General features: G+C 63.4%; 19 protein-coding genes. 8 read left to right on the top strand and 11 right to left on the bottom strand.

All coding sequences use genetic code 11. The annotated features are described in order from the left end of the window. Positions 1-396 (top strand): 4-carboxymuconolactone decarboxylase, encoded by a 396-nt coding sequence (pcaC, locus tag R9B85_RS07570; protein ID WP_003259581.1) that lies wholly within the window; start codon positions 1-3, stop codon positions 394-396. Positions 397-508: 112 nt separating this feature from the next. Here pcaC and R9B85_RS07565 read toward each other — a convergent pair whose 3' ends face one another. The 6 genes from R9B85_RS07565 to ttgA form a co-directional block, all read right to left on the bottom strand. After that, the gene (locus tag R9B85_RS07565; protein WP_215520804.1) at positions 509-1,033 is read right to left on the bottom strand and encodes a DUF962 domain-containing protein; all 525 of its coding nucleotides are present in this window, start codon (positions 1,031-1,033) and stop codon (positions 509-511) included. Positions 1,034-1,227: 194 nt separating this feature from the next. Further along, positions 1,228-2,151 carry a LysR family transcriptional regulator gene (locus tag R9B85_RS07560; protein WP_133975160.1) on the bottom strand — a complete coding sequence of 308 codons (924 nt, stop codon included), beginning with the start codon at positions 2,149-2,151 and terminating at the stop codon, positions 1,228-1,230. A gap of 201 nt (positions 2,152-2,352) precedes the next feature. Continuing rightward, positions 2,353-3,609 carry an OprD family porin gene (locus R9B85_RS07555; RefSeq protein ID WP_112250440.1) on the bottom strand — a complete coding sequence of 419 codons (1,257 nt, stop codon included), beginning with the start codon at positions 3,607-3,609 and terminating at the stop codon, positions 2,353-2,355. Positions 3,610-3,970: 361 nt separating this feature from the next. Beyond that, positions 3,971-5,425 (bottom strand): AdeC/AdeK/OprM family multidrug efflux complex outer membrane factor, encoded by a 1,455-nt coding sequence (locus R9B85_RS07550; protein ID WP_207877322.1) that lies wholly within the window; start codon positions 5,423-5,425, stop codon positions 3,971-3,973. Then, the gene (gene ttgB, locus R9B85_RS07545; protein WP_112250442.1) at positions 5,422-8,574 is read right to left on the bottom strand and encodes a multidrug efflux RND transporter permease subunit TtgB; all 3,153 of its coding nucleotides are present in this window, start codon (positions 8,572-8,574) and stop codon (positions 5,422-5,424) included. The genes R9B85_RS07550 and ttgB overlap by 4 nt, the downstream gene beginning before the upstream one ends. A gap of 3 nt (positions 8,575-8,577) precedes the next feature. After that, positions 8,578-9,732 carry a toluene efflux RND transporter periplasmic adaptor subunit TtgA gene (gene ttgA / locus R9B85_RS07540; RefSeq protein ID WP_112250443.1) on the bottom strand — a complete coding sequence of 385 codons (1,155 nt, stop codon included), beginning with the start codon at positions 9,730-9,732 and terminating at the stop codon, positions 8,578-8,580. A gap of 257 nt (positions 9,733-9,989) precedes the next feature. On the opposite strand from ttgA, the gene ttgR reads away from it, so the two are divergent. Further along, entirely contained in the window at positions 9,990-10,622 is a 633-nt protein-coding gene (ttgR, locus tag R9B85_RS07535) for an efflux transport transcriptional regulator TtgR (RefSeq protein WP_112250444.1), read from the top strand. Positions 10,623-10,859: 237 nt separating this feature from the next. On the opposite strand, the gene R9B85_RS07530 is transcribed toward ttgR, so the two are convergent. Continuing rightward, a complete protein-coding gene (locus tag R9B85_RS07530; RefSeq protein WP_112250445.1) occupies positions 10,860-12,311 on the bottom strand; it encodes an MDR family MFS transporter in 1,452 nt (483 codons plus the stop codon). 450 nt (positions 12,312-12,761) lie between these two features. Between R9B85_RS07530 and R9B85_RS07525 the strand changes: the two genes are divergently transcribed. Then, on the top strand, positions 12,762-13,631 hold the full coding sequence (locus R9B85_RS07525; protein ID WP_423770948.1) for an isocitrate lyase/PEP mutase family protein: 870 nt from the start codon (positions 12,762-12,764) through the stop codon (positions 13,629-13,631). 147 nt (positions 13,632-13,778) lie between these two features. On the opposite strand, the gene R9B85_RS07520 is transcribed toward R9B85_RS07525, so the two are convergent. Next, positions 13,779-14,684 (bottom strand): LysR family transcriptional regulator, encoded by a 906-nt coding sequence (locus R9B85_RS07520; protein WP_207877326.1) that lies wholly within the window; start codon positions 14,682-14,684, stop codon positions 13,779-13,781. Positions 14,685-14,788: 104 nt separating this feature from the next. Here R9B85_RS07520 and R9B85_RS07515 point away from each other — a divergent pair, with 104 nt between their 5' ends. Together R9B85_RS07515 and R9B85_RS07510 are read left to right on the top strand one after the other, a co-directional pair. Continuing rightward, complete coding sequence (locus R9B85_RS07515) at positions 14,789-15,664, top strand: MBL fold metallo-hydrolase (protein ID WP_112250448.1); 876 nt, start codon at positions 14,789-14,791, stop codon at positions 15,662-15,664. Between the two features lie 27 nt (positions 15,665-15,691). Further along, on the top strand, positions 15,692-16,306 hold the full coding sequence (locus tag R9B85_RS07510) for an NAD(P)-dependent oxidoreductase (RefSeq protein WP_112250450.1): 615 nt from the start codon (positions 15,692-15,694) through the stop codon (positions 16,304-16,306). A 98-nt stretch (positions 16,307-16,404) separates the two neighbouring features. Here the strand turns inward: R9B85_RS07510 and R9B85_RS07505 are convergent, their stop codons facing one another. Then, positions 16,405-17,280 (bottom strand): LysR substrate-binding domain-containing protein, encoded by an 876-nt coding sequence (locus tag R9B85_RS07505; protein ID WP_112250452.1) that lies wholly within the window; start codon positions 17,278-17,280, stop codon positions 16,405-16,407. Positions 17,281-17,394: 114 nt separating this feature from the next. On the opposite strand from R9B85_RS07505, the gene R9B85_RS07500 reads away from it, so the two are divergent. Continuing rightward, the gene (locus R9B85_RS07500; protein WP_112250454.1) at positions 17,395-19,032 is read left to right on the top strand and encodes a 5-guanidino-2-oxopentanoate decarboxylase; all 1,638 of its coding nucleotides are present in this window, start codon (positions 17,395-17,397) and stop codon (positions 19,030-19,032) included. Between the two features lie 134 nt (positions 19,033-19,166). Here R9B85_RS07500 and R9B85_RS07495 read toward each other — a convergent pair whose 3' ends face one another. Beyond that, positions 19,167-20,087, bottom strand: coding sequence for an AraC family transcriptional regulator (locus tag R9B85_RS07495; protein WP_112250456.1), 921 nt, complete (start codon positions 20,085-20,087; stop codon positions 19,167-19,169). 202 nt (positions 20,088-20,289) lie between these two features. Here R9B85_RS07495 and R9B85_RS07490 point away from each other — a divergent pair, with 202 nt between their 5' ends. Further along, positions 20,290-20,583, top strand: coding sequence for a putative quinol monooxygenase (locus R9B85_RS07490; RefSeq protein WP_112250458.1), 294 nt, complete (start codon positions 20,290-20,292; stop codon positions 20,581-20,583). Between the two features lie 81 nt (positions 20,584-20,664). Beyond that, positions 20,665-20,898 (top strand): hypothetical protein, encoded by a 234-nt coding sequence (locus R9B85_RS07485; RefSeq protein ID WP_112250460.1) that lies wholly within the window; start codon positions 20,665-20,667, stop codon positions 20,896-20,898. Here the strand turns inward: R9B85_RS07485 and R9B85_RS07480 are convergent, their stop codons facing one another. Then, a complete protein-coding gene (locus R9B85_RS07480) occupies positions 20,899-21,504 on the bottom strand; it encodes a flavin reductase family protein (RefSeq protein WP_112250462.1) in 606 nt (201 codons plus the stop codon). Positions 21,505-21,660 lie beyond the last annotated feature (156 nt).

Here is a 21,660-nt window from a genome sequence, read left to right as displayed (position 1 = left end):
ATGGACGAGAAACAACGTTACGACGCCGGCATGCAAGTACGCCGCGCAGTGCTTGGCGATGCCCACGTGGACCGCAGCCTGGAGAAGCTCAACGACTTCAACGGCGAATTCCAGGAGATGATCACCCGCCATGCCTGGGGTGACATCTGGACTCGCCCGGGCCTGCCGCGCCATACCCGTAGCCTGATCACCATCGCCATGCTGATTGGCATGAACCGCAACGACGAGCTGAAACTGCACCTGCGCGCGGCGGCCAACAACGGCGTGACCCGCGACGAGATCAAGGAAGTGCTGATGCAGAGCGCGATCTACTGCGGCATTCCGGCGGCCAATGCCACCTTCCACATGGCTGAGTCGGTGTGGGATGAGCTGGGCGTGGAGTCGCGACAGCAGTAATGCCTGTACCGGCCCTATCGCCGGCAGCCAGCTCCCACAGGGATTGCATCAGGCTTGAGGGCAGTGCAGTCCCTGTGGGAGCTGGCTTGCCGGCGATAGGGCCATGGAATGTTTACATGGCCGCATTCTTCTGCCGCATGGCCACTGGGCCGGCGTTGCTTTCCACGGCTTGCTTCAGGGCCGGGCACAAGCCGAGCATGAATGCCGCTTCTGCCACCACGAACAACGGCCCGATGATCAGGCCGCTGACATCGTCTACAAACGCCGGCTTGCGGCCTTCGTAGTAATGGCCGACGAACTGGATTATCCAGCCCACCACGAATGCCCCCAGCCCGGCGCCTAGCCACAGCGCTGTCGTCTGCATTGCCAGCACCTGGCCGACCCACAGGCATAGCCCCAGCAACAACCCCATCACCAGGCCGAAGCGCAGGTCCAGGCGCAGGTAGAACCAGACCGAGGCTGCCGCCGCCGGCAGGGCAGGGGAAAGCCAAATGCCGGCTACCTCCCAGCCAGGTCGCGACAGCAGGATGGTGACCGCCAGCACGATCATGGGGATGCCGACGAAGTGGGTGGCGATGTTGCGTGGGTCGCGGTGGTAGCTGGCGTATTGGCTCAGGTGGTCGACGAGGGTTTTCATTGTTGTGCCTCCCTGGTTTGCCTGGTCGGGGTGTGTTGCCTGTTCTGGCCTCTTCGCGGGTAAACCCGCTCCCACAGGGTCACCACAACTCCTGAGGGCTGCCCTGTCCCTGTGGGAGCGGGTTTACCCGCGAAAGGGCCAGCACAGGCGACCGATATAGCTCAGGATAGCCCGCAGCCACCACCATCATCAGCTCAGCGAATGGCAGCAGCCCGCACTGGCATATCCAGCCCCACCAGCGTCTCGATCATCGCGCGTGCCGCCGGCGATAGCCGGTAACCGCTGCGGCTGACCACGCCACAGCGCACACTCAGCACTTCCAGCGCGGGTGGCAGGTTGCGCCAGTGCAGGCGCACCAGGCTGCCGCTGGCCAGGTCTTCGGCCACGGCTTCCTCGCTGGCGGTGCCGATGGCATCGGTGGCCTGCACCACGCTGCGCAGCACGGCCAGGTGCTCTGTTTGCAGGTGCGGGGTGAAATCGCTGCGCCCGCTCAGATTGGCCAGGCGCTTGCGCACGCCGGGGGCGAGCAGGGCGCTGGCCAGGGGGTAACTGAACAGGTCGTTGGTCGACAGGCTGTCCTTGGCCAGCAACGGGTGCCCCGGGCGGCAGAAGAACAGGCCGGGGCGCGGTGAAAGGGGTTCGGTGTGGAAGTTGGGGTCGGCTTCGAACGGGCGGATATCGTCGACGAAAAATTCGATCTGCTCGCGGCGCAGGGCCTGGCCGAGGCGTTCTGCATTGTCCACCAGCAGCGAGGTGCGGATGCCCGGGTGGCGTTCGAGGAAGTGGCGCAGGGCATCGGGCACCAGGCGCACGGCCAGCGCCGGGCCGCTGCCAAAATGCAGCTCGCCGGCGTCTAGCTTGGTCATCTGCAGCACTTCGTTGCTCAGCTGTGCGGCACCTTGAACCAGACGCCGGGCATGTTGCAGCACCACCAAGCCTTCGGGGGTGGGCGGCAAGGCTTTGCTGGCGCGGTCGACCAGTGGGCAGCCAAAGCTGTGTTCCAGGCTCTGGATGGCACGGCTGAAGGCAGGTTGGGTGATGCCCATGGCCTCGGCTGCTCGGACGAAGCTGCGGTATTCGGTGAGGGCGATGAAGTAGCGCAGCTGACGGAGGTCCATTTCACGGCTCTGGGGCGGGGATCAGGAGCCTATTCAAGCGGTTGCTGCATATGTCGTCAAAGAAGGTTTATTGATTTGTTTATAGCTTCAGGTTATTTAATGTGACTTCTGGCCTCTTCGCGGGTAAACCCGCTCCCACAGGTTCACCACAGATTCTGAAACTGTGATGAGCCTGTGGGAGCGGGTTTACCCGCGAAGAATTCAAAGAAGATTCAGCGGGTAACTCACGATCAACCGGTTCTCATCGAACGAGTTGGTGCTGAAGTCCCGGCGCATGGTGGAGTTGCGCCACTTCACCGACAGGTCCTTGAAGCTGCCCGACTGCACCACGTATGCCAGTTCCGTTTCCCGTGCCCATTCCTTGCCATCGTCCACGCCACCCGCAGTGACGTTGTCACCCTTGATGTAGCGGTTCATCAGGGTCAGGCCTGGCACGCCGACGGTGGCGAAGTTGAAGTCGTGGCGCACCTGCCAGGAGCGTTCCTTGGCATTGTCGAAGCTGGAGTTGTAGCTGTCGTTTGCCAGGGTGCCGCCGCTGGTGCCATTCACTCGCATCCAGGCGTCGTCGCCGCTGACTTTCTGCAGGCCGACGTAGAAGGTGTGGCCCTGATAGCGCGCCGAGAGCATGGCCGAGGCGGTGCGGTTGTCCAGTTCGCCGGCGCGTTCGGCACCGTCTTCCTTGCCGATGAAGTAGCCCAGGTTGGCGCCGAGGGTCCAGTCGCCCAAGGGTTGGCTGTGCACCAGGTTGAGGTACTGCTGGCGGTAGATGTCCTTGAGCTGGGCATCCCACAGGCCGATCATGGTGCGCTTGTCGTTGAAGGTGTATTCGCCGCCGCCAAAGTTGAAACGGTCGGAGGTGAAGGCAGCCTTACCGTTCAGCGACATGTCTTCCATGCTGGCGTCGTTGCGTGGGCTGTTGCCGCGGAACTGGCCGGCGTACAGGGTCAGGCCAGCGATTTCTTTCGAAGTCAGCTGGCCGCCGCGGAAGGTCTGCGGCAGCGAGCGGCCATCGTCCGAGCGCAAGATCGGTAGTACCGGCATCCATTCACCCACTTTCAGCTCGGTTTCGGACAGCTTGGCTTTCAGTGCCACGCCCAGGCGGCCGAAGTCATCGGCGGGGCGGCCGTCGTCATGCACTGGCAGCAGGTGGGTGTTGGTAGTGCCTTTGCCGCCATCGAGCTTGACCGAGTACAGGCCCAGAACGTCCACGCCGAAACCTACGGTGCCCTGGGTGAAGCCGGAGCGGGCGTCGAGGATGAAGCTCTGCGTCCACTCTTCGGCCTTGGCCTGCGGGTGGGCCGGGTCGACGAAGTTGCGGTTGATGTAGAAGTTGCGCAGGTTGAGGGTGGCCTTGGCGTCCTCCAGGAAACCACCTTCGTCGGCGGCGAACACGGGGAATGCGCAGGACATGGCCAACAGGCCGGGCAGCAGCTGGCGTGCGGGTTGCAAAGTGCTCATCTGTCGTGGATCTCTTGTTTTTATGGGCGAGCCGGTACGCTGCAGGATGCGGCCTGCAGGTGCGGGTCTTTTGGGATGAACCGGGGCAACGTTGCGTGGGGAGGATGGTGCGGGGTCGGGCTGGGGTGAGGCAATTCGCCGCAAACGGAAACGGGCGATAATCGAACGGAATGTTCTGGTTGGTTAATTGTTCTCCTGCACTGGCCTCTTCGCGGGTAAACCCGCTCCCACAGGTACTGCACAGCCTTCAGCATTTATGCAAAACATTGTGGGAGCGGGTTCACCCGCGAAGAGGCCGGTTCAGGCAACAGAAAACAAAAAGCCCACCGCGAGGGTGGGCTTGATGCTTTGGCAGCTTCAATCAGCCCTTCGGCGCTTCCACCGATGCCTGCTGGTTGGCCTGCCCGCTCTGCTCGTACCAGCCACCGCCAAGCGCCTTGTACAGGTTGACCTCGCTGGTCAACTGCGACAGGCGATCGCCAATCAGCGCCTGCTGGGCACTGAACAGGTTGCGCTGGGCGTCGAGGAAGGTCAGGTTGCTGTCGATACCGATGCGATAGCGGCGTTCGGCCAGGCGGTAGTAGTCCTGGTTCGCCTGCACCAGATCGCGTTGCGCCTGCAGCTGCTCTTCGAAGGTCTTGCGCGCCGCCAGGCCATCGGAGACTTCCTGGAAGGCGGTCTGGATGGTCTTTTCGTACTTGGCGACGTTGATGTCCTTCTGGATCTTCGAGTAGTCCAGGCTGGCCTTCAGGCTGCCGGCATTGAAGATCGGCAGGTTGATCTGCGGCTGGAACAACCAGGTGCCCTGGCCACCCGAGAACAGGTGGCCCATGTCGGGGCTCAGGCTGCCGGCATTGGCGGTCAGGCTGATGCTCGGGAAGAACGCTGCGCGGGCCGCGCCAATGTTGGCATTGGCGGCCTTGAGCAGGTGCTCGGCTTCCTGGATGTCCGGGCGACGCTGGAGGATGTCCGACGGCAGGCCGGCCGGTACTTCGGCCAGCTGGTCGGCATCGAGCTCCAGCGGCTTGGCCAGGTCGGCGGGAATGCCGGTGCCCAGCAGCACGGTCAGGCTGTTGACGTCCTGGGCGACCAGGCGCTGGTACTGCGAGTACTTGACCCGGGCGCCTTCCACGGCGGTACGCGCCTGGCTGACGTCGAGTGCCGAGGCTACGCCGACTTCGTTGCTGCGACGGGTGAGGTTGTAGCTTTCCTCGTAGGTCTTCAGCGTTTCTTCGGTCAGCTTGAACAGCGCCTGGTCGGCCTGCCAGGTGTAGTAGGCGTTGGCCACGCTGGCCACCAGACTGATCTGCGTGGAGCGACGCGCCTGCTCGCTGGACAGGTAGGTTTCCAGGGCCTGCTCGGTCAGGCTGCGCACACGGCCGAACAGGTCCAGCTCATAGGCGCTGACGCCCAGGGTGGCCGAGTACTGGCTGGTGATGCCTGCTTCGCCGGTTTGCGACATGTTTGCCGGTACGCGTTGGCGGCTGCCGCTGCCGTTGGCCGAAACCGCAGGGAACAGGTCGGCACGCTGGATGCGGTACTGCGCACGGTAGGCATCGATGTTCAACGCGGCAACGCGCAGGTCGCGGTTGTTGACCAGCGATGTCTGGATCAGTTGCTGCAGTGCCGGGTCGTGGAAGAACTGGCGCCAGCCCTGTTCGGCGGCGGCAACTTCCGCCGATTGCGTCGGCGAGTACGCAGGGCCTTGCGGCCACTGCGCAGCCACCGGCGATTCCGGGGTCTGGTAGTCAGGGATCAGCGAGCAGCCGCCAAGAATGAAAGCGGTTACTGCCAGGGACAACAAAGACTTGGTCATTGCCCAGCCTCATAACGTGGAGTTTCAGGGGTGACGTCTTTTTCCGGCTCTTTGCTGCCGAACAGTGACGACACTGCGACGAAGAACAGTGGTACCCAGAAGATAGCCAGCACGGTCGCACTGATCATGCCGCCGATCACGCCAGTACCGATGGCGTGCTGGCTGCCGGCGCCGGCGCCGCTGGCGATAGTCAACGGTACCACGCCGAGGATGAACGCCAGCGAGGTCATGATGATCGGGCGCAGACGCATGCGGCACGCCTCGATCGCCGCGTCGTACAGGCTGCGGCCTTGCTCGTGCAGCTCCTTGGCGAACTCGACGATCAGAATGGCGTTTTTCGCCGCCAGGCCGATGGTGGTCAACAGGCCGACCAGGAAGTACACATCGTTGGACAACCCGCGCAGGCTGGTGGCGATCAGGGCACCGATGATACCCAGCGGTACTACCAGCACCACGGCGATCGGGATCGACCAGCTTTCGTACAGGGCTGCCAGGCACAGGAACACGAACAGTACCGAGAGGGCAAACAGTGCCGGCATCTGCGAACCGGAGAGTTTTTCCTCGTAGGACATGCCGGTCCAGGAGAAGCCGATGCCGCTTGGCAGTTCGCCAGCAATGCGCTCGACCTCGGCCATGGCTTCACCGGTACTGTAGCCCGGGGCCGGAGCACCGAGGATTTCCATCGCCTCGACGCCGTTGTAACGCGACAGCTTCGGCGAACCGTAGGTCCATTCGCCCTTGGCGAATGAGGAGAACGGCACCATTTCGCCGGCGCCATTGCGCACGTACCACTTCTGCAGGTCTTCCGGGCTCATCCGTGCGTTCGGCTCGCCCTGGATGTACACCTTCTTGACCCGACCACGGTCGATGAAGTCGTTGACGTAGCTGGCACCCAGGGCAATCGACAGGGTGTTGTTGATGTCGGCGATGGTCACGCCCAGGGCGCTGGCACGCTCGTCATCGATGGTCAGCTGGTACTGCGGCTCATCGTTCAGGCCGTTCGGGCGCACGGCGCTGAGGATCTTGCTCTGCGCGGCCTTGGCCAGGAACTGGTTGCGCGCTTCCATCAGCTTGGCATGGCCGACACCGCCGCGGTCCTGCAGGAACACGTCGAAGCCGGTGGCGTTACCCAGTTCGAGCACCGCAGGCGGGGCAAAGGCGAACACCATTGCATCACGGAAGGTGAAGAAGTGCTGCTGGGCTCGCTGGGCAAGGGCGAACACGCTGTTTTCCTTGGAGCGCTCGTCCCACGGCTTGAGCATGATGAACGCCATGCCCGAACTCTGGCCGCGACCGGCAAAGTTGAAGCCGTTGACGGTGAACACCGAAGCCACGGTGTCGGACTCTTCGCTGAGCAGGTACTCACGCATCTGGTCTACCACTACCTGGGTGCGCTCGGCACTGGAGCCGGCTGGGGTCTGTACCTGGGCGAACAGTACGCCCTGGTCTTCTTCCGGCAGGAACGCGGTTGGGATGCGGGCGAACAGCCAGATCATGCCGACCACGATCAGCGCATAGGCCAGCAGGAACGGTGCCTTGTTGCGCAGGATGGTACCCACGCTGCGCTCGTAGCCGGTTACGCTGCGGTCGAAGTTGCGGTTGAACCAGCCAAAGAAGCCACGCTTGGCCACATGGTGCTCGCCCTTCTTCAGCGGCTTGAGCATGGTGGCGCACAAGGCCGGGGTGAAGATGAGCGCCACCAGCACCGACAGGCCCATGGCCGAGACGATGGTGATGGAGAACTGCCGGTAGATCACACCCGTGGAGCCGCCGAAGAACGCCATGGGCAGCAGTACCGCCGACAGCACCAGGGCGATACCCACCAGGGCCCCCTGGATCTGCTCCATCGAGCGCTTGGTCGCTTCCTTGGGCGGCAAGCCTTCCTCGGACATCACCCGCTCGACGTTCTCCACCACGACGATGGCGTCGTCCACCAGCAAGCCGATGGCCAGGACCATGGCGAACATGGTCAAGGTGTTGATACTGAAGCCTGCTGCGGCAAGGATGCCGAAGGTGCCCAGCAACACCACCGGTACGGTCATGGTGGTGATGACGGTGGCACGGAAGTTCTGCAGGAACAGGTACATCACCAGGAACACCAGGACCACGGCTTCGATCAGGGTGTGGATTACGCCGCTGATAGATTCGGTGACCACCGGGGTCGTGTCATACGGGAATACTGCCTTCACCCCAGGCGGGAAGAACGGTTCCAGGTCGGAGATGGTCTTGCGCAAGGCCTTGGCGGTGTCCAGTGCGTTGGCACCGGTGGCCAGTTTTACTGCCAGGCCGGAAGCCGGCTTACCGTTGAACTGAGCGCTGACGGCATAGTTTTCACCACCCAGGCCAACCTGGGCGACATCACCCAGACGCACCTGCGAACCATCGCTGTTGACCTTGAGCAGGATCTTCTCGAACTGCTCGGCAGTCTGCAGGCGGGTCTTGCCGATGATGGTGGCGTTCAGCTGGGTACCCGGCATGGCCGGCAGGCCGCCGAGCTGGCCGGAGGATACCTGCACGTTCTGCGCGGCCACGGCGGTCTTGACGTCGACCGGGGTCAGCTGGAACTTGTTCAGCTTGGCCGGGTCGAGCCAGATACGCATGGCGTACTGCGCACCGAACACCTGGAAGTCACCCACACCTGCGGTGCGCGAGATCGGGTCCTGCATGTTGGAGACGATGTAGTTGGCCAGGTCGTCCTTGGTCATGCTGCCGTCTTCGGACACCAGGCCGATCACCAGCAGGAAGTTCTTCACTGCCTTGGTGACGCGGATACCTTGTTGCTGCACTTCCTGCGGCAGCAGCGGGGTGGCCAGGTTCAGCTTGTTCTGCACCTGCACCTGTGCGGTGTCCGGGTTGGTGCCCTGCTCGAAGGTGGCGGTAATGGTCATGCTGCCATCGGAGTTGCTTTCCGATGACACATAACGCAGGTTGTCGATACCGTTGAGCTGCTGCTCGATCACCTGTACCACGGTGTCCTGCACGGTCTGCGCCGAGGCGCCCGGATAGGTCACGGCGATGGCGATGGCCGGCGGCGCGATGCTGGGGTACTGGTTGATCGGCAGCTTCAGGATCGACAAGGCGCCGACCAGCATGATCACCAAGGCGATCACCCAGGCGAAGATCGGGCGATCGATAAAGAACTTCGACATGGTTTACTCCGCTTTGCCGTCTGCTTTCGCCGCGTTGGCCTGATCAGGGCTGGCCGGCTTCTTGACGTTGGTGGCTTCGCTGACTTTTACCTCTACGCCCGGGCGCACGTACTGCAGCCCTTCGGTGATCAGGCGGTCGCCCGGTTTGAGGCCTTCCTCGATCAGCCAGTCGCTACCCAGGGTACGGTTGGCCTTGAGCTGGCGCAGTTCGACCTTGTTCTCCTGGTTGACCACCAGTGCGGTCGGCGCGCCTTTCAGGTCGCGGGTCACGCCCTGTTGCGGGGCCAGGATGGCATTGGCGTTGACCCCGGCCTTGAGCCGCGCATGCACGAACATGCCGGGCAGCAGGGTGTGATCGGGGTTGGGGAACAGCGCGCGCAGGGTGACCGAGCCGGTGGTCTCGTCGACTGCGACTTCAGAGAACTCCAGGCGGCCTTCCTGCTTGAACAGGCTGCCGTCTTCCAGCACCAGTTGCACCGAGGCGGCGTTGTCGCCGGCCTTTTGCAGCTGGCCGCTTTCCAGGTCACGACGCAGCTTGAGCAGCTCGGCGGTGGACTGGGTGACGTCGACGTAGATCGGGTCGAGTTGCTGGATGGTCGCCATGGCATTGGTCTGGCCGTTGCTCACCAGTGCACCTTCGGTGAACGAAGAACGGCCGATACGGCCGCTGATAGGTGCCAGGACCTTGGTGTAGCGCAGGTCGATCTGTGCGCTCTTGAGCGAAGCCTCTGCCTGCAATCGTTTGGCATTGGCGTCGTCGTATTCCTGTTTGGAAACAGCCTGCTCGTCGATCAGCTGCTTATAGCGTTCGGCCAGCGAGCGGGTAGCTTGCAGGTTGGCCTGGGCATTGGCCAGGTTGGCTTCGTACACGGCAGGGTCGATCTGGTACAGCTGCTGGCCTTCCTTGACCTCGCTGCCTTCCTTGAACAGGCGCTTGAGGATGATGCCGTTGACCTGCGGGCGCACTTCGGCGACGCGGTAGGCAGTGGTACGGCCTGGCAGTTCCGTGGTCAGAGTGAAGGCCTGGGGCTGGATGGTCACGACGCCGACCTGAGGAGCCTGCGCCGCTGGCGCTGCTTCTTCTTTCTTACAGCCACTGAGCAGGGTTGCCAGGGCGACGGCGGAAACCAGAGCGGTAACGGCTGGCTTGAATTGCATGAGGATCCTCGGGTCGTCGGAGCTGGGAGACGCTCAAGAGTAATGGAAGAGTCTTGATCTGGAAAAATTGCTATCCGGTGGATAAATAGCTTGCTAAGGAATATACTTACATTCATGGTTGTTTGTAAATACCGCTGGGTTGTACTTAGGTACTGCCACAGCCCTTGATTAGCTCATCCGCGAGGCGCCCTGCAGAGGTGCCCCCGGAGCGTTCCCCGCCGCGCCGCGCGTTCGGGGCAGATGAGGTTTGTACTGCCATGGTCCGTCGAACCAAAGAGGAAGCCCAGGAAACCCGCGCCCAGATCATCGAGGCGGCGGAAAAGGCCTTCTACAAGCGCGGGGTTGCGCGAACCACCCTGGCCGACATCGCCGAACTGGCGGGTGTGACGCGGGGGGCGATCTACTGGCACTTCAACAACAAGGCCGAGTTGGTGCAGGCGCTGCTCGACAGCCTGCACGAAACACATGACCACCTGGCGCGGGCGAGCGAAAGCGAGGACGAAGTGGACCCGCTTGGCTGCATGCGCAAGCTGCTGCTGCAGGTGTTCAACGAGCTGGTGCTCGATGCCCGAACCCGGCGTATCAATGAAATCCTGCATCACAAGTGCGAGTTCACCGATGACATGTGTGAAATTCGCCAGCAGCGCCAAGGTGCGGTGCTGGATTGCCACCAGGGCATTACCCTGGCGTTGGCCAATGCCGTGCGCCGGGGCCAGTTGCCAGGCGAGCTGGATGTCGAGCGCGCGGCGGTGGCCATGTTTGCCTATGTCGATGGCCTGATCGGGCGCTGGCTGTTGCTGCCTGACAGTGTCGATCTGTTGAAGGATGTCGAAAAATGGGTCGACACCGGGCTGGATATGCTGCGCTTGAGCCCGGCTCTGCGCAAATGACACTTTGTTAAGGATTGTGAGGGAGTGTTGCCCCTTTGTGTTAAGGGGGGATTAATGCTTTCGGATTGCTCGGCTGTTCAGGTTCTGCTGGCGCGCCGAGGTCTCTGTGGGAGCGGGTTTACCCGCGAATCAGGCGCCGCGGTGGATGGCACGGGCTTCGCCCGTGTTCGCGGGTAAACCCGCTCCCACAGGGATCGCGCAAGCTTTAGAAATTGAGCAAGACAGTTGCTCCCGCATTCAACGTCCGCGCAGTTGCCGGTCCGGCAACGCCACTGCTGCTAACAGTCCGAGTACCGCCACCCCGGCACTCCCCATCAGCAACTGCCGGAACGTCTCCAGCAACCTCCCTTGGGTCACCAGGTCCACTTCGCCGGCCTTCAGGCTCCCCAGCAACGGATTACCCAACGACTCGAACCCGCCCTGGTGCAGTAGCGCCAGCAGCAGGCTGGACATGCACGCCACCCCCATGGCCCCGCCCAGCGAGCGGAACAGGTTGGTGGTGCTGGTGGCGACGCCGATGTCCTTGCTGTCCACCGCGCTTTGCGTGCCTACCAGCGAGGTCGGGAACTGCAGCCCGCAAGCGATACCGGTCAGCAGCATGAACAGTGCACTGAGCAAGGCCGATTGCGGCGGGGTCAGCGCCATGGCGAAAATGGCCAGCGGCATCAGCAGCGCACCGGCCAGGATCTGCGGTTTGTAGCGCCCGGTCAGGCTGGTCATGCGCCCGCCGGTAAAGGCACCCATGGGCAGCCCCATCACCAGCGGCAGGAGGTGCAGGGCAGCGCTGTCGGCACCGGCGCCGGTGATGCCTTGGTAGCGCAACGGCATGAGCATGGTCAGGGAGATCGACTGAAAGCTGGCGAAGAAGATCACGCCCCAGCACAGCACCGCCACGCGATTGCCGAACAGGCCGAGTGGCAGTAGCGGTTCCAGGCAGCGGCGCTCATGGACGATGAACAGCATCAGGCCCAGCGTGGCGCAGGCGAACAAGGCCAGCACGGCCGGGTCGACCCAGGCGTGGCCCTGGCCGACCAGGGTAATACCCAACAACAGGCTACCCAGACCGAGGATCAGCAACACGGCGCCCAGGTAGTCCACCCGCGCCTCACGGCGCTGCGCCGGCATGCCGCCGAGGGCGCGGCGGATCGCCCACAGTGCAACCAGCCCCAGTGGCAGGTTGATCCAGAACACCCAACGCCATGACAGGTATTCGGTCAGCCAGCCGCCCAGTACCGGCCCGGCGACACTGGCCACCGCGTACATGCTGCTGAAATAACCCTGGTAGCGGCCGCGCTCCCGAGGTGGCACGAAATCGCCGATGATCGCCTGGCTCACCGAGACCATGCCCCCGGCGCCAATGCCCTGCAGTACCCGGGCCAGCACCAGTTGCTGCATGTCCTGGGCCAGGGCGCAGGCGATCGAGGCCAGGGTGAACAGGCTGATGCCGGTGAGGATCATCCGGCGCCGCCCGTACAAGTCGCCCAGCTTGCCGTAGATCGGTACGGCCACGGTCATCGCCACCATGTAGCCGGAGATGACCCAGGCCAGCAGGCCGACATCGTTGAACTGCGCCGAGATCGCTGGCAGCGAGACAGCGACGATGGTCTGGTCCAGGGCGCCGAGGAAGATCGCCAGCATCAGGGCGGTGAGCACGTTGCGCAGGGTGGTGGGAGGCAGAGCGGCGGTCACGGGGATACCTTATATGGCGGCGGGCCTTCTTCGCGGGTAAACCCGCTCCCACAGGTCCGGTGTCGCTCCTGAGGATGGCGACGTCCCTGTGGGAGCGGGTTTACCCGCGAAGAGGCCAGCATGAAGTACGCGGATTGTAACCTGAGTTAGGTAGCTTCCTATGTACTATCTGCATCCCCTATGCAAGATCGGCATTGGCGCATTCATCCAGTGCTGCATGGCTGCGTGATATCGTTGGTATGCCACAGAGGCTGAAAACCGGGGCTTGCACCAGCTTGGTGCAGCATTATGCCGCAGGGTTTTCACGCCGCTGTCTCCCACACCTTTTATTCCTCTGCCTGCATGTCGAGCATGACCGCCCAAGTGACGACGGTTGGAACAGGCCAGGTAGACCCGATTACAGGGGTCGGTAGTTACCGTTCGAATTTCAACTTATTTTGCGGAGTGATCATGCCCAAGGCTTCCCATCAAGATCTGCGTTTTGCCTTCCGCGAGCTGCTCGCTTCAGGTTCCTGTTATCACACCGCATCGGTGTTCGACCCCATGTCGGCCCGCATCGCCGCGGACCTGGGCTTCGAGGTCGGCATCCTCGGTGGTTCCGTCGCTTCGTTGCAGGTGCTGGCTGCACCGGACTTCGCCCTTATCACCCTCAGCGAGTTCGTCGAGCAGGCCACCCGTATCGGTCGTGTGGCGCAACTGCCCGTGCTGGCGGACGCCGACCACGGCTATGGCAACGCGCTGAACGTCATGCGCACCGTCATCGAACTGGAGCGCGCCGGCGTGGCTGCGCTGACCATCGAGGACACCCTGCTGCCTGCCCAGTTCGGGCGCAAGTCCACCGACCTGATCCCGGTGGATGAGGGCGTCGGCAAGATCCGTGCGGCGCTGGAGGCTCGGGTCGATTCCTCGTTGTCGATCATTGCCCGGACCAACGCTGGCGTGCTCACCACCGAAGAAATCATCGTGCGTACCCAGAGCTACCAGAAGGCCGGAGCGGACGGTATCTGCATGGTGGGGGTGAAGGACTTCGAACAACTCGAGAAGATTGCCGAGCACCTGACGGTGCCGCTGATGCTGGTGACCTACGGCAACCCCAACCTGCGCGACGACGAGCGCCTGGCACGCTTGGGCGTGCGCATCGTGGTCGATGGTCACGCGGCCTACTTTGCCGCTATCAAGGCCACCTATGACTGCCTGCGGCTGCAGCGCGGCCAGCAGAACAAGTCGGAAAACCTCAGCGCCACCGAACTCTCGCACACCTACACCCAGCCCGAGGACTACATCCGCTGGGCCAAGGAATACATGAGCGTCGAGGAGTGACCTGATTCACCGGCAGGCGCAGCACTTGTGGGAGCGGCCTTGCGTCGCGAAAGGGCTGCGTAGCAGCCCCGACAGTATTGGATGTGGCGAAGATCATGGGACCGCTTTGCGGTCCTTTCGCGACACAAGGCCGCTCCTACAAAAGCCTCACAGGTCCCGGTCCCACTCCGGTTCGTCCTTGAACCGCTGCACCAGAAAATCCAGCATGCTGCGCAAGGTCGCCGGCATGTGTTTGCGTGAGGTGTACACCGCATTCAGGTTCAGTTCGCGTGGCCTGGCCTCGGGCAGCAGGCGCACCAGCTCGCCTCGGCGCAGGGCCTGCGCGGCCTGGTAGGTCGGCAGCATGGCGATACCTGCGCCGGCCAGCGCCGCCTTCTGCAGTGTCATCGCCTCGTTGGCACTGATGTTCCCCGCCACCGGCACGGCGACCTGCTGGCCGGCCACCTCGAAATGCCAGAGGCTGTGGCCGAAGTAGGCATGGGTCAGGCAATTGTGCCGGCTCAGTTCCTCGACCCGTTGCGGCGTGCCGTGCTCGCGCAGGTAGGCCGGTGCAGCACACACTGCCGAGCGGCATACGCTCAAGCGCCGGGCGATCAGGTTGGGGTCCAGGTCATTGCTGGTGCGGATTGCCAGGTCGATGCGCTCGTCCACCAGGTTGACCGTGCGATCGAGCATCTGCAGCTCCACCTTTACCCCGGGGTAGCGCCGGACGTAGGCGGCCACTGCATCCACCAGCTGGGCCTGGCCGAATGAGGTGCTGACACTGATGCGCAGCGCGCCTTTGGGCGCGTCATCCGGTTGCTGCACCGCGGCCTGCAAGTCGCCGGCCAGTTCCAGCAGTTGCCGGCAGCGGGGCAGGGTTTCCTGGCCGGCGGCGGTGAGGCTGAGCTTGCGTGTGGTGCGCTGCATCAACCGTGCGCCAACCCAGTCTTCCAGCTCTGCCAGGTAGCGCGACACCACCGGCCGCGACAGTTGCAGATGATCCGCCGCCGCCGACTGGCTGCCCAGGTCGACGACGGTGACGAAAACGCGCATGGCGTTGAGACGATCCATGGATTTGCCCGGTTTCAGAAACAAACTATGTTCGAGCATCGCATTTTTTGTCACGGATTGGGCAACTAAGCTGTTGGGCATTGTTCATCTGACGGGTGTTTGTGATGTCTCTTTTCACTCCCTTGCGTGGCCTGCTGCTGGCCTGTGTGACCCTGGCCGGCCCGGTGCTGGCTGCCGAACCCTTGCAGCTGGAGGTTTACAACCCCGGGCATGAGGCGATCTTCCCGGTCAGTTCGGTGATCGTCAGCGGCGAGCACGACGCCATTCTCGTCGATGCCCAGTTCGGCAAGGCCCAGGCCGAGCAGCTGGTGCAGCGCCTGCGGGCAGGCGGCAAGCAACTGACCAGTATCTACATCAGCCATGGCGACCCGGACTACTACTTCGGCCTGGATACCCTGACCCAGGCCTTCCCCGAGGCCAAGGTGCTGGCGTCGGCCGCCACGGTTGCCCATATCCGCCAGACCATGGATGCCAAACTGGCCTACTGGGGCCCGCAGATGGGCGCGGACAAACCGGCGCGGCTGGTGCTGCCGCAGGTGCTCGAAGGCAACCGCCTGATGCTGGAAGGGCAGGCCCTCGAGGTGGTCGGCCTCGACGGCCCGCAACCTGATCGCAGTTTCGTATGGGTCCCGTCGATCAAGGCGGTGGTCGGTGGCGTAGTGGTGTCGGAGAACATCCATGTGTGGATGGCCGACACGCAAACGGCCAAGTCCCACGCCGACTGGCTCGGCACCCTGGCGAACATCGAGGCGTTGGCGCCGCGCACGGTCATCCCCGGGCATTACCTGGGGGACAGCAGCCGATCGCTCGAGGCCGTGCGCTTCACGGCGAATTACATTGGTGATTTCGATGCCGAGACTGCCAAGACCAAAGACGCCGGTGCGTTGATCGCGGCGATGAAGCGACGTTACCCGAGCCTGGCCGATGAAAGCTCACTGGAGTTGGGGGCCAAGGTCGCCAAGGGCGAGATGAAGTGGTAATTCCGTTCAATTGATGGAGAGTATCCCATGAGCAAGATTGCAATCATCGGTGCCACTGGCCGCGCTGGCAGCCAGTTGCTGGAAGAGGCCCTGCGCCGTGGCCACAGTGTGCTGGCCATCGCCCGCGACCCGTCGCGGTTGCAGGGGCGGGACGGGGTGACCGTCCAGGCGCTGGATGCCAAGGACAGTGCAGCCCTGCAAGCGGCGGTCGCGGGTGTGGATGCGGTGCTGAGTGCGGCGCATTTCTCGACCATCGAGCCACACGCGATCATCGAGCCGGTCAAGCGGGCCGGAGTCAGGCGATTGCTGGTGGTAGGTGGTGCCGGCAGCCTGTTGCTGCCGTCTGGGCATCGGGTAATCGACAGCCCGGACTTCCCCGAGGCATACAAGGCCGAGGCCACTGCCGGGGTGCGTTTTCTGGAAGCGTTGCAGCGGGAGCCGAATCTGGACTGGACCTTCCTGTCGCCGTCGGCGGAGTTCGTTGAAGGTGAGCGCAGCGGGCATTACAAGCTGGGCAAGGATCATCTGCTGATCGGCGCGGATGGCAAGAGCTGGATCACCTTTGCCGATTACGCGATTGCCATGCTGGATGAACTGGAAAAGCCGGCGCATTCGCGGCAGCGTTTTACCGTCGGCTATTGAGTCGCCCTCTTCGCGGGTAAACCCGCTCCCACAGGTACTGCACTGATTTCGATACCGGTGTATTACTTGTGGGAGCGGGTTTACCCGCGAAGGGGCCCTCACTGGCTGGCCTGGCCCTCCAGCCAATCCAGCAATTCCACCAACCCCGGCGGCAAGCTCTTGCTCTGGCTCACCAGGTAATACCCCTTGCCGGTCATCACCTTCAGCGCAAACGGCATGCACAACCGCCCCCCGCGCAAGTCATCACCGATCAGCGACCAGTCGCCGATCGCCACGCCGGTCCCCTGCGAGGCCATGGCCATCGCCATATCCAGCGTCTCGAAATGCTGCTTCGGCCCTGGAGTGCCCAGTGTCACCCCGGCTGCCTGCAGCCATAACTCCCAGTCATGCTCATCTCGCGACGGGTGCAGCAGCATGTGTCGCGCCAGGTCCTCGACCTGCTGCAACGGTACCGGCCCCTGTTGCAGGGACGGTGCGCACACCGGTGTCAGCTGTTCATCGAACAGCTTGCGCACGCGCAGCCCGTGGTTCGGCGCATCGCCATACACCACAGCCGCATCGAAACCCTCGCGGCGAAAGTCCACCCCATGTTGCACCGTGGTGGTCAGTTCTACAGGCACATCCGGGCGTAGCGCCTGCCATTCCATCAGGCGTGGCAGCAGCCAGCGCATCACGCAGGTCGGTGCCTTGAGCTGCAAGGTAGCGGTGCGTCCACCCACCTCGCGCACCCCTTGTTCGATCAGCGCGAACACTTGCTGCACCCTTGGCAGCCAGTCCTGGCCTTCACGGGTCAGGCTCAGCCCACGGGCCTGGCGCTGGAACAAGGCATAACCCAGATGCTCCTCGAGGGCCGCGATCTGTCGGCTGACGGCGCCTTGGGTGATATGCAACTGCTGCCCGGCACGGGTGAAATTGCAGTGCTGGGCGGTGACCAGAAATGTATGCAGGGCGGGTAGGGGCGGGAGGCGTTTCATTGCACCAAGCCATGATTGCAGGACATGGCTAGTATGTGTTTTTTTGCATTGTGGCGATAGCCGTGGCTGGGTCCAATAAGGGCATAACCCAACCAAGATTCATGGTGAAACCCGATGGCAACCTGCGGCGAAGTACTGGTAAAACTCCTTGAAGGCTATGGCGTGGACCATGTCTTCGGCATTCCTGGCGTACATACCGTGGAGCTCTACCGTGGCCTGGCGGGCTCGTCGATCCGCCATGTCACCCCGCGCCACGAGCAGGGTGCCGGGTTCATGGCCGACGGCTATGCGCGCACCCGCGGCAAACCGGGGGTGTGCTTCATCATCACCGGCCCGGGCATGACCAACATCACCACTGCCATGGGCCAGGCCTATGCCGACTCGATCCCGATGCTGGTGATTTCCAGCGTGCAGTCGCGTGATCAGCTGGGCGGCGGCCGCGGCAAGCTGCACGAGTTGCCCAACCAGGCAGCGCTGGTGTCGGGTGTGGCGGCGTTTTCCCACACCCTGATGAGTGCCGATGACCTGCCGCAGGTGCTGGCCCGGGCATTCGCCGTGTTCGAAGGGGGCCGACCGCGCCCGGTGCATATCGAGATCCCGCTCGATGTGCTGGTCGAGCCGGCCGATCACCTGTTGCCGGGGCGCGTGGTGCGCAGCAGCCGCGCAGGGGCAGCGCCGCAGGCCGTGGCGCAGATGGCCGAGCGCCTGGCCAATGCAAGGCGGCCATTGATCCTGGCCGGGGGCGGCGCGTTGGCCGCGGGCGCTGCGCTGGCGCGCCTGGCCGAACACCTGCAGGCGCCGGTGGCGCTGACCATCAATGCCAAGGGGCTGCTGCCGGCCAGCCACCCGCTGCAGATCGGCTCGACCCAGTCTCTGCCTGCTACGCGGGCGCTGGTGGCCGAGGCCGATGTGGTGCTGGCGATCGGTACCGAACTGGCCGAAACCGACTATGACATTACCTTCAAAGGTGGTTTCGAGATCCCGGGCAGCCTGTTGCGCATCGACATCGACCCGGACCAGACCGTGCGCAATTACCTGCCGGCGCTGGCGCTGGTGGCCGATGCCGAACTGGCCGCCGAGGCGCTGCTCGGCGCCTTGCAGCCACTGTCGCAACCCGTGCGTGAAAGCACATGGGGGGCAGCCCGGGTGGCCAAGTTGCGCCAGGCACTGGCGGCGGGTTGGGACCAGCCGACGCTGAGCCAGACGCGTTTGTTGAATGCGATTCTCGAGCGCCTGCCCAATGCCATTCTGGTGGGCGATTCGACCCAGCCGGTGTACACCGGCAACCTGACGCTGGACATGGACCAGCCACGCCGTTGGTTCAATGCCTCGACCGGCTATGGCACCTTGGGTTACGCATTGCCAGCTGCCATGGGCGCCTGGCTGGGCAGCGCGGAACAGGTCGACGAGCGTGCCCCTGCGGTGTGCCTGATTGGTGATGGCGGTTTGCAGTTCACCCTGCCGGAGCTGGCCAGTGCGGTGGAGGCGCAGGTGCCGCTGATCGTGCTGTTGTGGAACAACCAGGGGTACGAGGAAATCAAGAAGTACATGGTCAACCGAGCGATCGAGCCGGTCGGGGTGGATATCCATACGCCGGACTTCATCGGTGTGGCGCGAGCTCTGGGCGCTGCGGCGGAACAGGTGGCAGACGTGGCGCAGCTGCAGGTGGCGTTGGGGCAGGCAGTGGAGCGCAAGGGGCCGACCTTGATCCAGGTTGACCAGAATCAGTGGCAGGGGGCTGTATTGGGTTGAAGTGAAGCTATTGTCTGTACCGGCCTCTTCGCGGGTGAACCCGCTCCCACAGGTACTGCACAGTTTTCAGTATCTGTGCAAAACCTGTGGGAGCGGGTTCACCCGCGAAGAGGCCGGCACAGGCAAAGCCAAACTCAGCCAGCAGTCGCTCGCAACCTGGCCACATCACGAATCGGCGGCGCGCCATACAGCCGGCTGTATTCACGGCTGAACTGTGACGGGCTCTCATACCCCACCCGGTAGGCTGCCACCGCTGCCTCGATCCCGTCATTGAGCATCAACCGCCGCGCCTCCTGCAGGCGCAGTTGCTTCTGGTACTGCAACGGGCTCATCGACGTCACGGCCTTGAACCGGTGGTGCAAGGTCGAGGTGCTGAGGTTGACCTCCCGGGCCAGGTCCTCGATGCGCAAAGGCAGCTGGTAGTTCTGGTTGAGCCAGGTGATGGCCTGGCAAACCCGGTGGGTCTGGCTGTTGGCCAAGGCGATTTCGTACAACCGATAGCCCTGCGGCCCGCGCAGCAGGCGGTACAGAATCTCCCGGCGGAACAGCGGCGCCAGCATCGCGATGTCGCGAGGGGTGTCCAGCAGGCGTATCAGCCGCAGCAAGGCGTCGAGCAACGCGGCATCGGTTCTTTCCACATACAAGCCACGACCGGAAGGCCGGTTGGGCACCAGCATCGGCCCGCTTTCGGCGATCAGCTGGCTGATTTCGGCCGGGTCCAGGTCCAGGCGCAGGCCAAGGCTCGGGTGCTCGGGGCTGGCATCGAGCCTGACGCCGCTAAGCGGCAAGGTTACCGAGACCACCATGTAGTGCAGCGGGTCGTAGGCGTACTGCTCGTCACCGAGGAACAGGCTTTTGCTGCCCTGGGCAAGGATGCACAGCGCGGGTTGCGCCAGGGTCGGTACCGAGCGCACGTTTTCGGTGTAGCGCACCAGGTACAGGTCGTCGATGGCCGATGCCGGGCCGTGAGGCTCACCGGCGTGGCGGCGGATCAGCTCGGCCAGCTCCTGGCGTTGCAGTTCCAGGCTAGGGTCGATGGACGTGGCGGTGGTCATGATGGCTTTCCTCTGCTGACCGACGCAGCATAGGTTTGGGCAATGGCGGGCGCTAGTCAAAAGCTGCACGCCGATTGCCTGATCCTGCCGTGCTGCAGGATCAGGCAATCGGCGTGCAGTAATGGCCTAACGCGTCGCGCGGGTGGGCCCCTAACCTTGGCAGCCTGGCTTTTCCGTCCGCCTGCTTCAAGGAGATTGTGCAATGACCCCGACACAACCGGTCACCCACCTTGCTTTCATCCGTGCCAGCAGCGGGCGCTCGGCGGAGCTGGGCGCGCGCCTGCGTGACCTGCTCGAGCCCTCGCTGCGGGCACCGGGTTGCCTGAGTTTTACCGTGCAGCGCTCGCAGGCTGATGCCGATTTATGGTTGCTCAGTGGCAGCTGGCGGGATCAGCAGGCGATGAGGGGGTACTTTGCTTCGCCGACGCTGGAGGTGTTTGGTGAGCTGGTACAGGCACAGGTGGTCAGCAGCCTGGATCTGCATACCTTTGATTGATCTGTCGCCTGTGCCGGCGATAGGGCCGGAGCAGGCAATAGGGTAAAATGCCGGCCCTCGATCAACGAAGCGGATAGCAACATGGCACGTAGGGAGTTCCCGCATTTCGAAGCGGTTTCGGCGATGGTCCCGGTGGAAGGTGGCGGCTACAACGCAGCCATCGCGGTAAAGGCCCTGGGCATGGGCGGCGCGCCGCGCTTTCACAAGATTCTCGACGGCCAGGTGTTCAAGGGCGCCGTGGCCGCCGATGAAGCGGCCACGTCCGAGCTGCAACGCCTGCAGGGCGTCAGCGAAGAGGGTGAGCTGATCTGGTGATCAGGCCGGCGGGCGGGCCATCTTGAACAGGTTGCCCAGCTCGAAATAATCTGCCGGGCCGCCGCCACGCAGGATCGGCTCGGCGGCAGCGGTATCGTAGATGCCGTTCTTCAGCAGGTGCTCGGCAATGTGCACCGCCACCACTTCACCCAGAATCAGCCAGCTGGGCACCAGTTCCTGGTCGGCCCGCTTGAGCTGGACGATCTGGCTGACCTTGCACTCGAAGGCCACCGGGGTTTCGCCGACACGCGGCACGTTGACGATGCTCGACGAGGTGGCGGTGAGGCCGCTCAATTCGAATTCGCTTATCTCGGCGGCAACCGGTGCGCAGCTCTGGTTCATCTGTTCGGCCAACGGGCGGGTGGCCAGGTTCCAGACGAACTCGCCGGTCTGCTCGATGTTGTTAAGGCTGTCTTTACGCCCGACGCTGCAGAAACCGATGATCGGCGGGATGTAGTTGAAGGCGTTGAAAAAGCTGTAGGGCGCCAGGTTCAGGCGGCCTTCGCGGTCCTGTGAGGAGATCCAGCCGATAGGGCGGGGGCCGACGATGGCATTGAAGGGGTCGTGGGGCAGGCCGTGGCCTTTGGCGGGTTCGTAGTAATACATCTGTGCTGGGCTTGCTGGCCCTACCTCCTGGTGGACAAGGCGCCTAGTGTGCCAAGTCTGTGCCCGCCTGCAAATGATCAAGCCCGGCCGAAGCCGGGCTGGGTGCTCGCATCAGGGATCAGCTGATGCGGTGGGCGTTGGTGCGATCGAAGCCAT

The organism is Pseudomonas sp. NLJ1 (assembly GCF_049486705.1).
Classification (GTDB): domain Bacteria; phylum Pseudomonadota; class Gammaproteobacteria; order Pseudomonadales; family Pseudomonadaceae; genus Aquipseudomonas; species Aquipseudomonas inefficax.
Note: the sequence above shows the minus strand (reverse complement) of the source record. Positions and strands in the feature narration are given on the sequence as shown.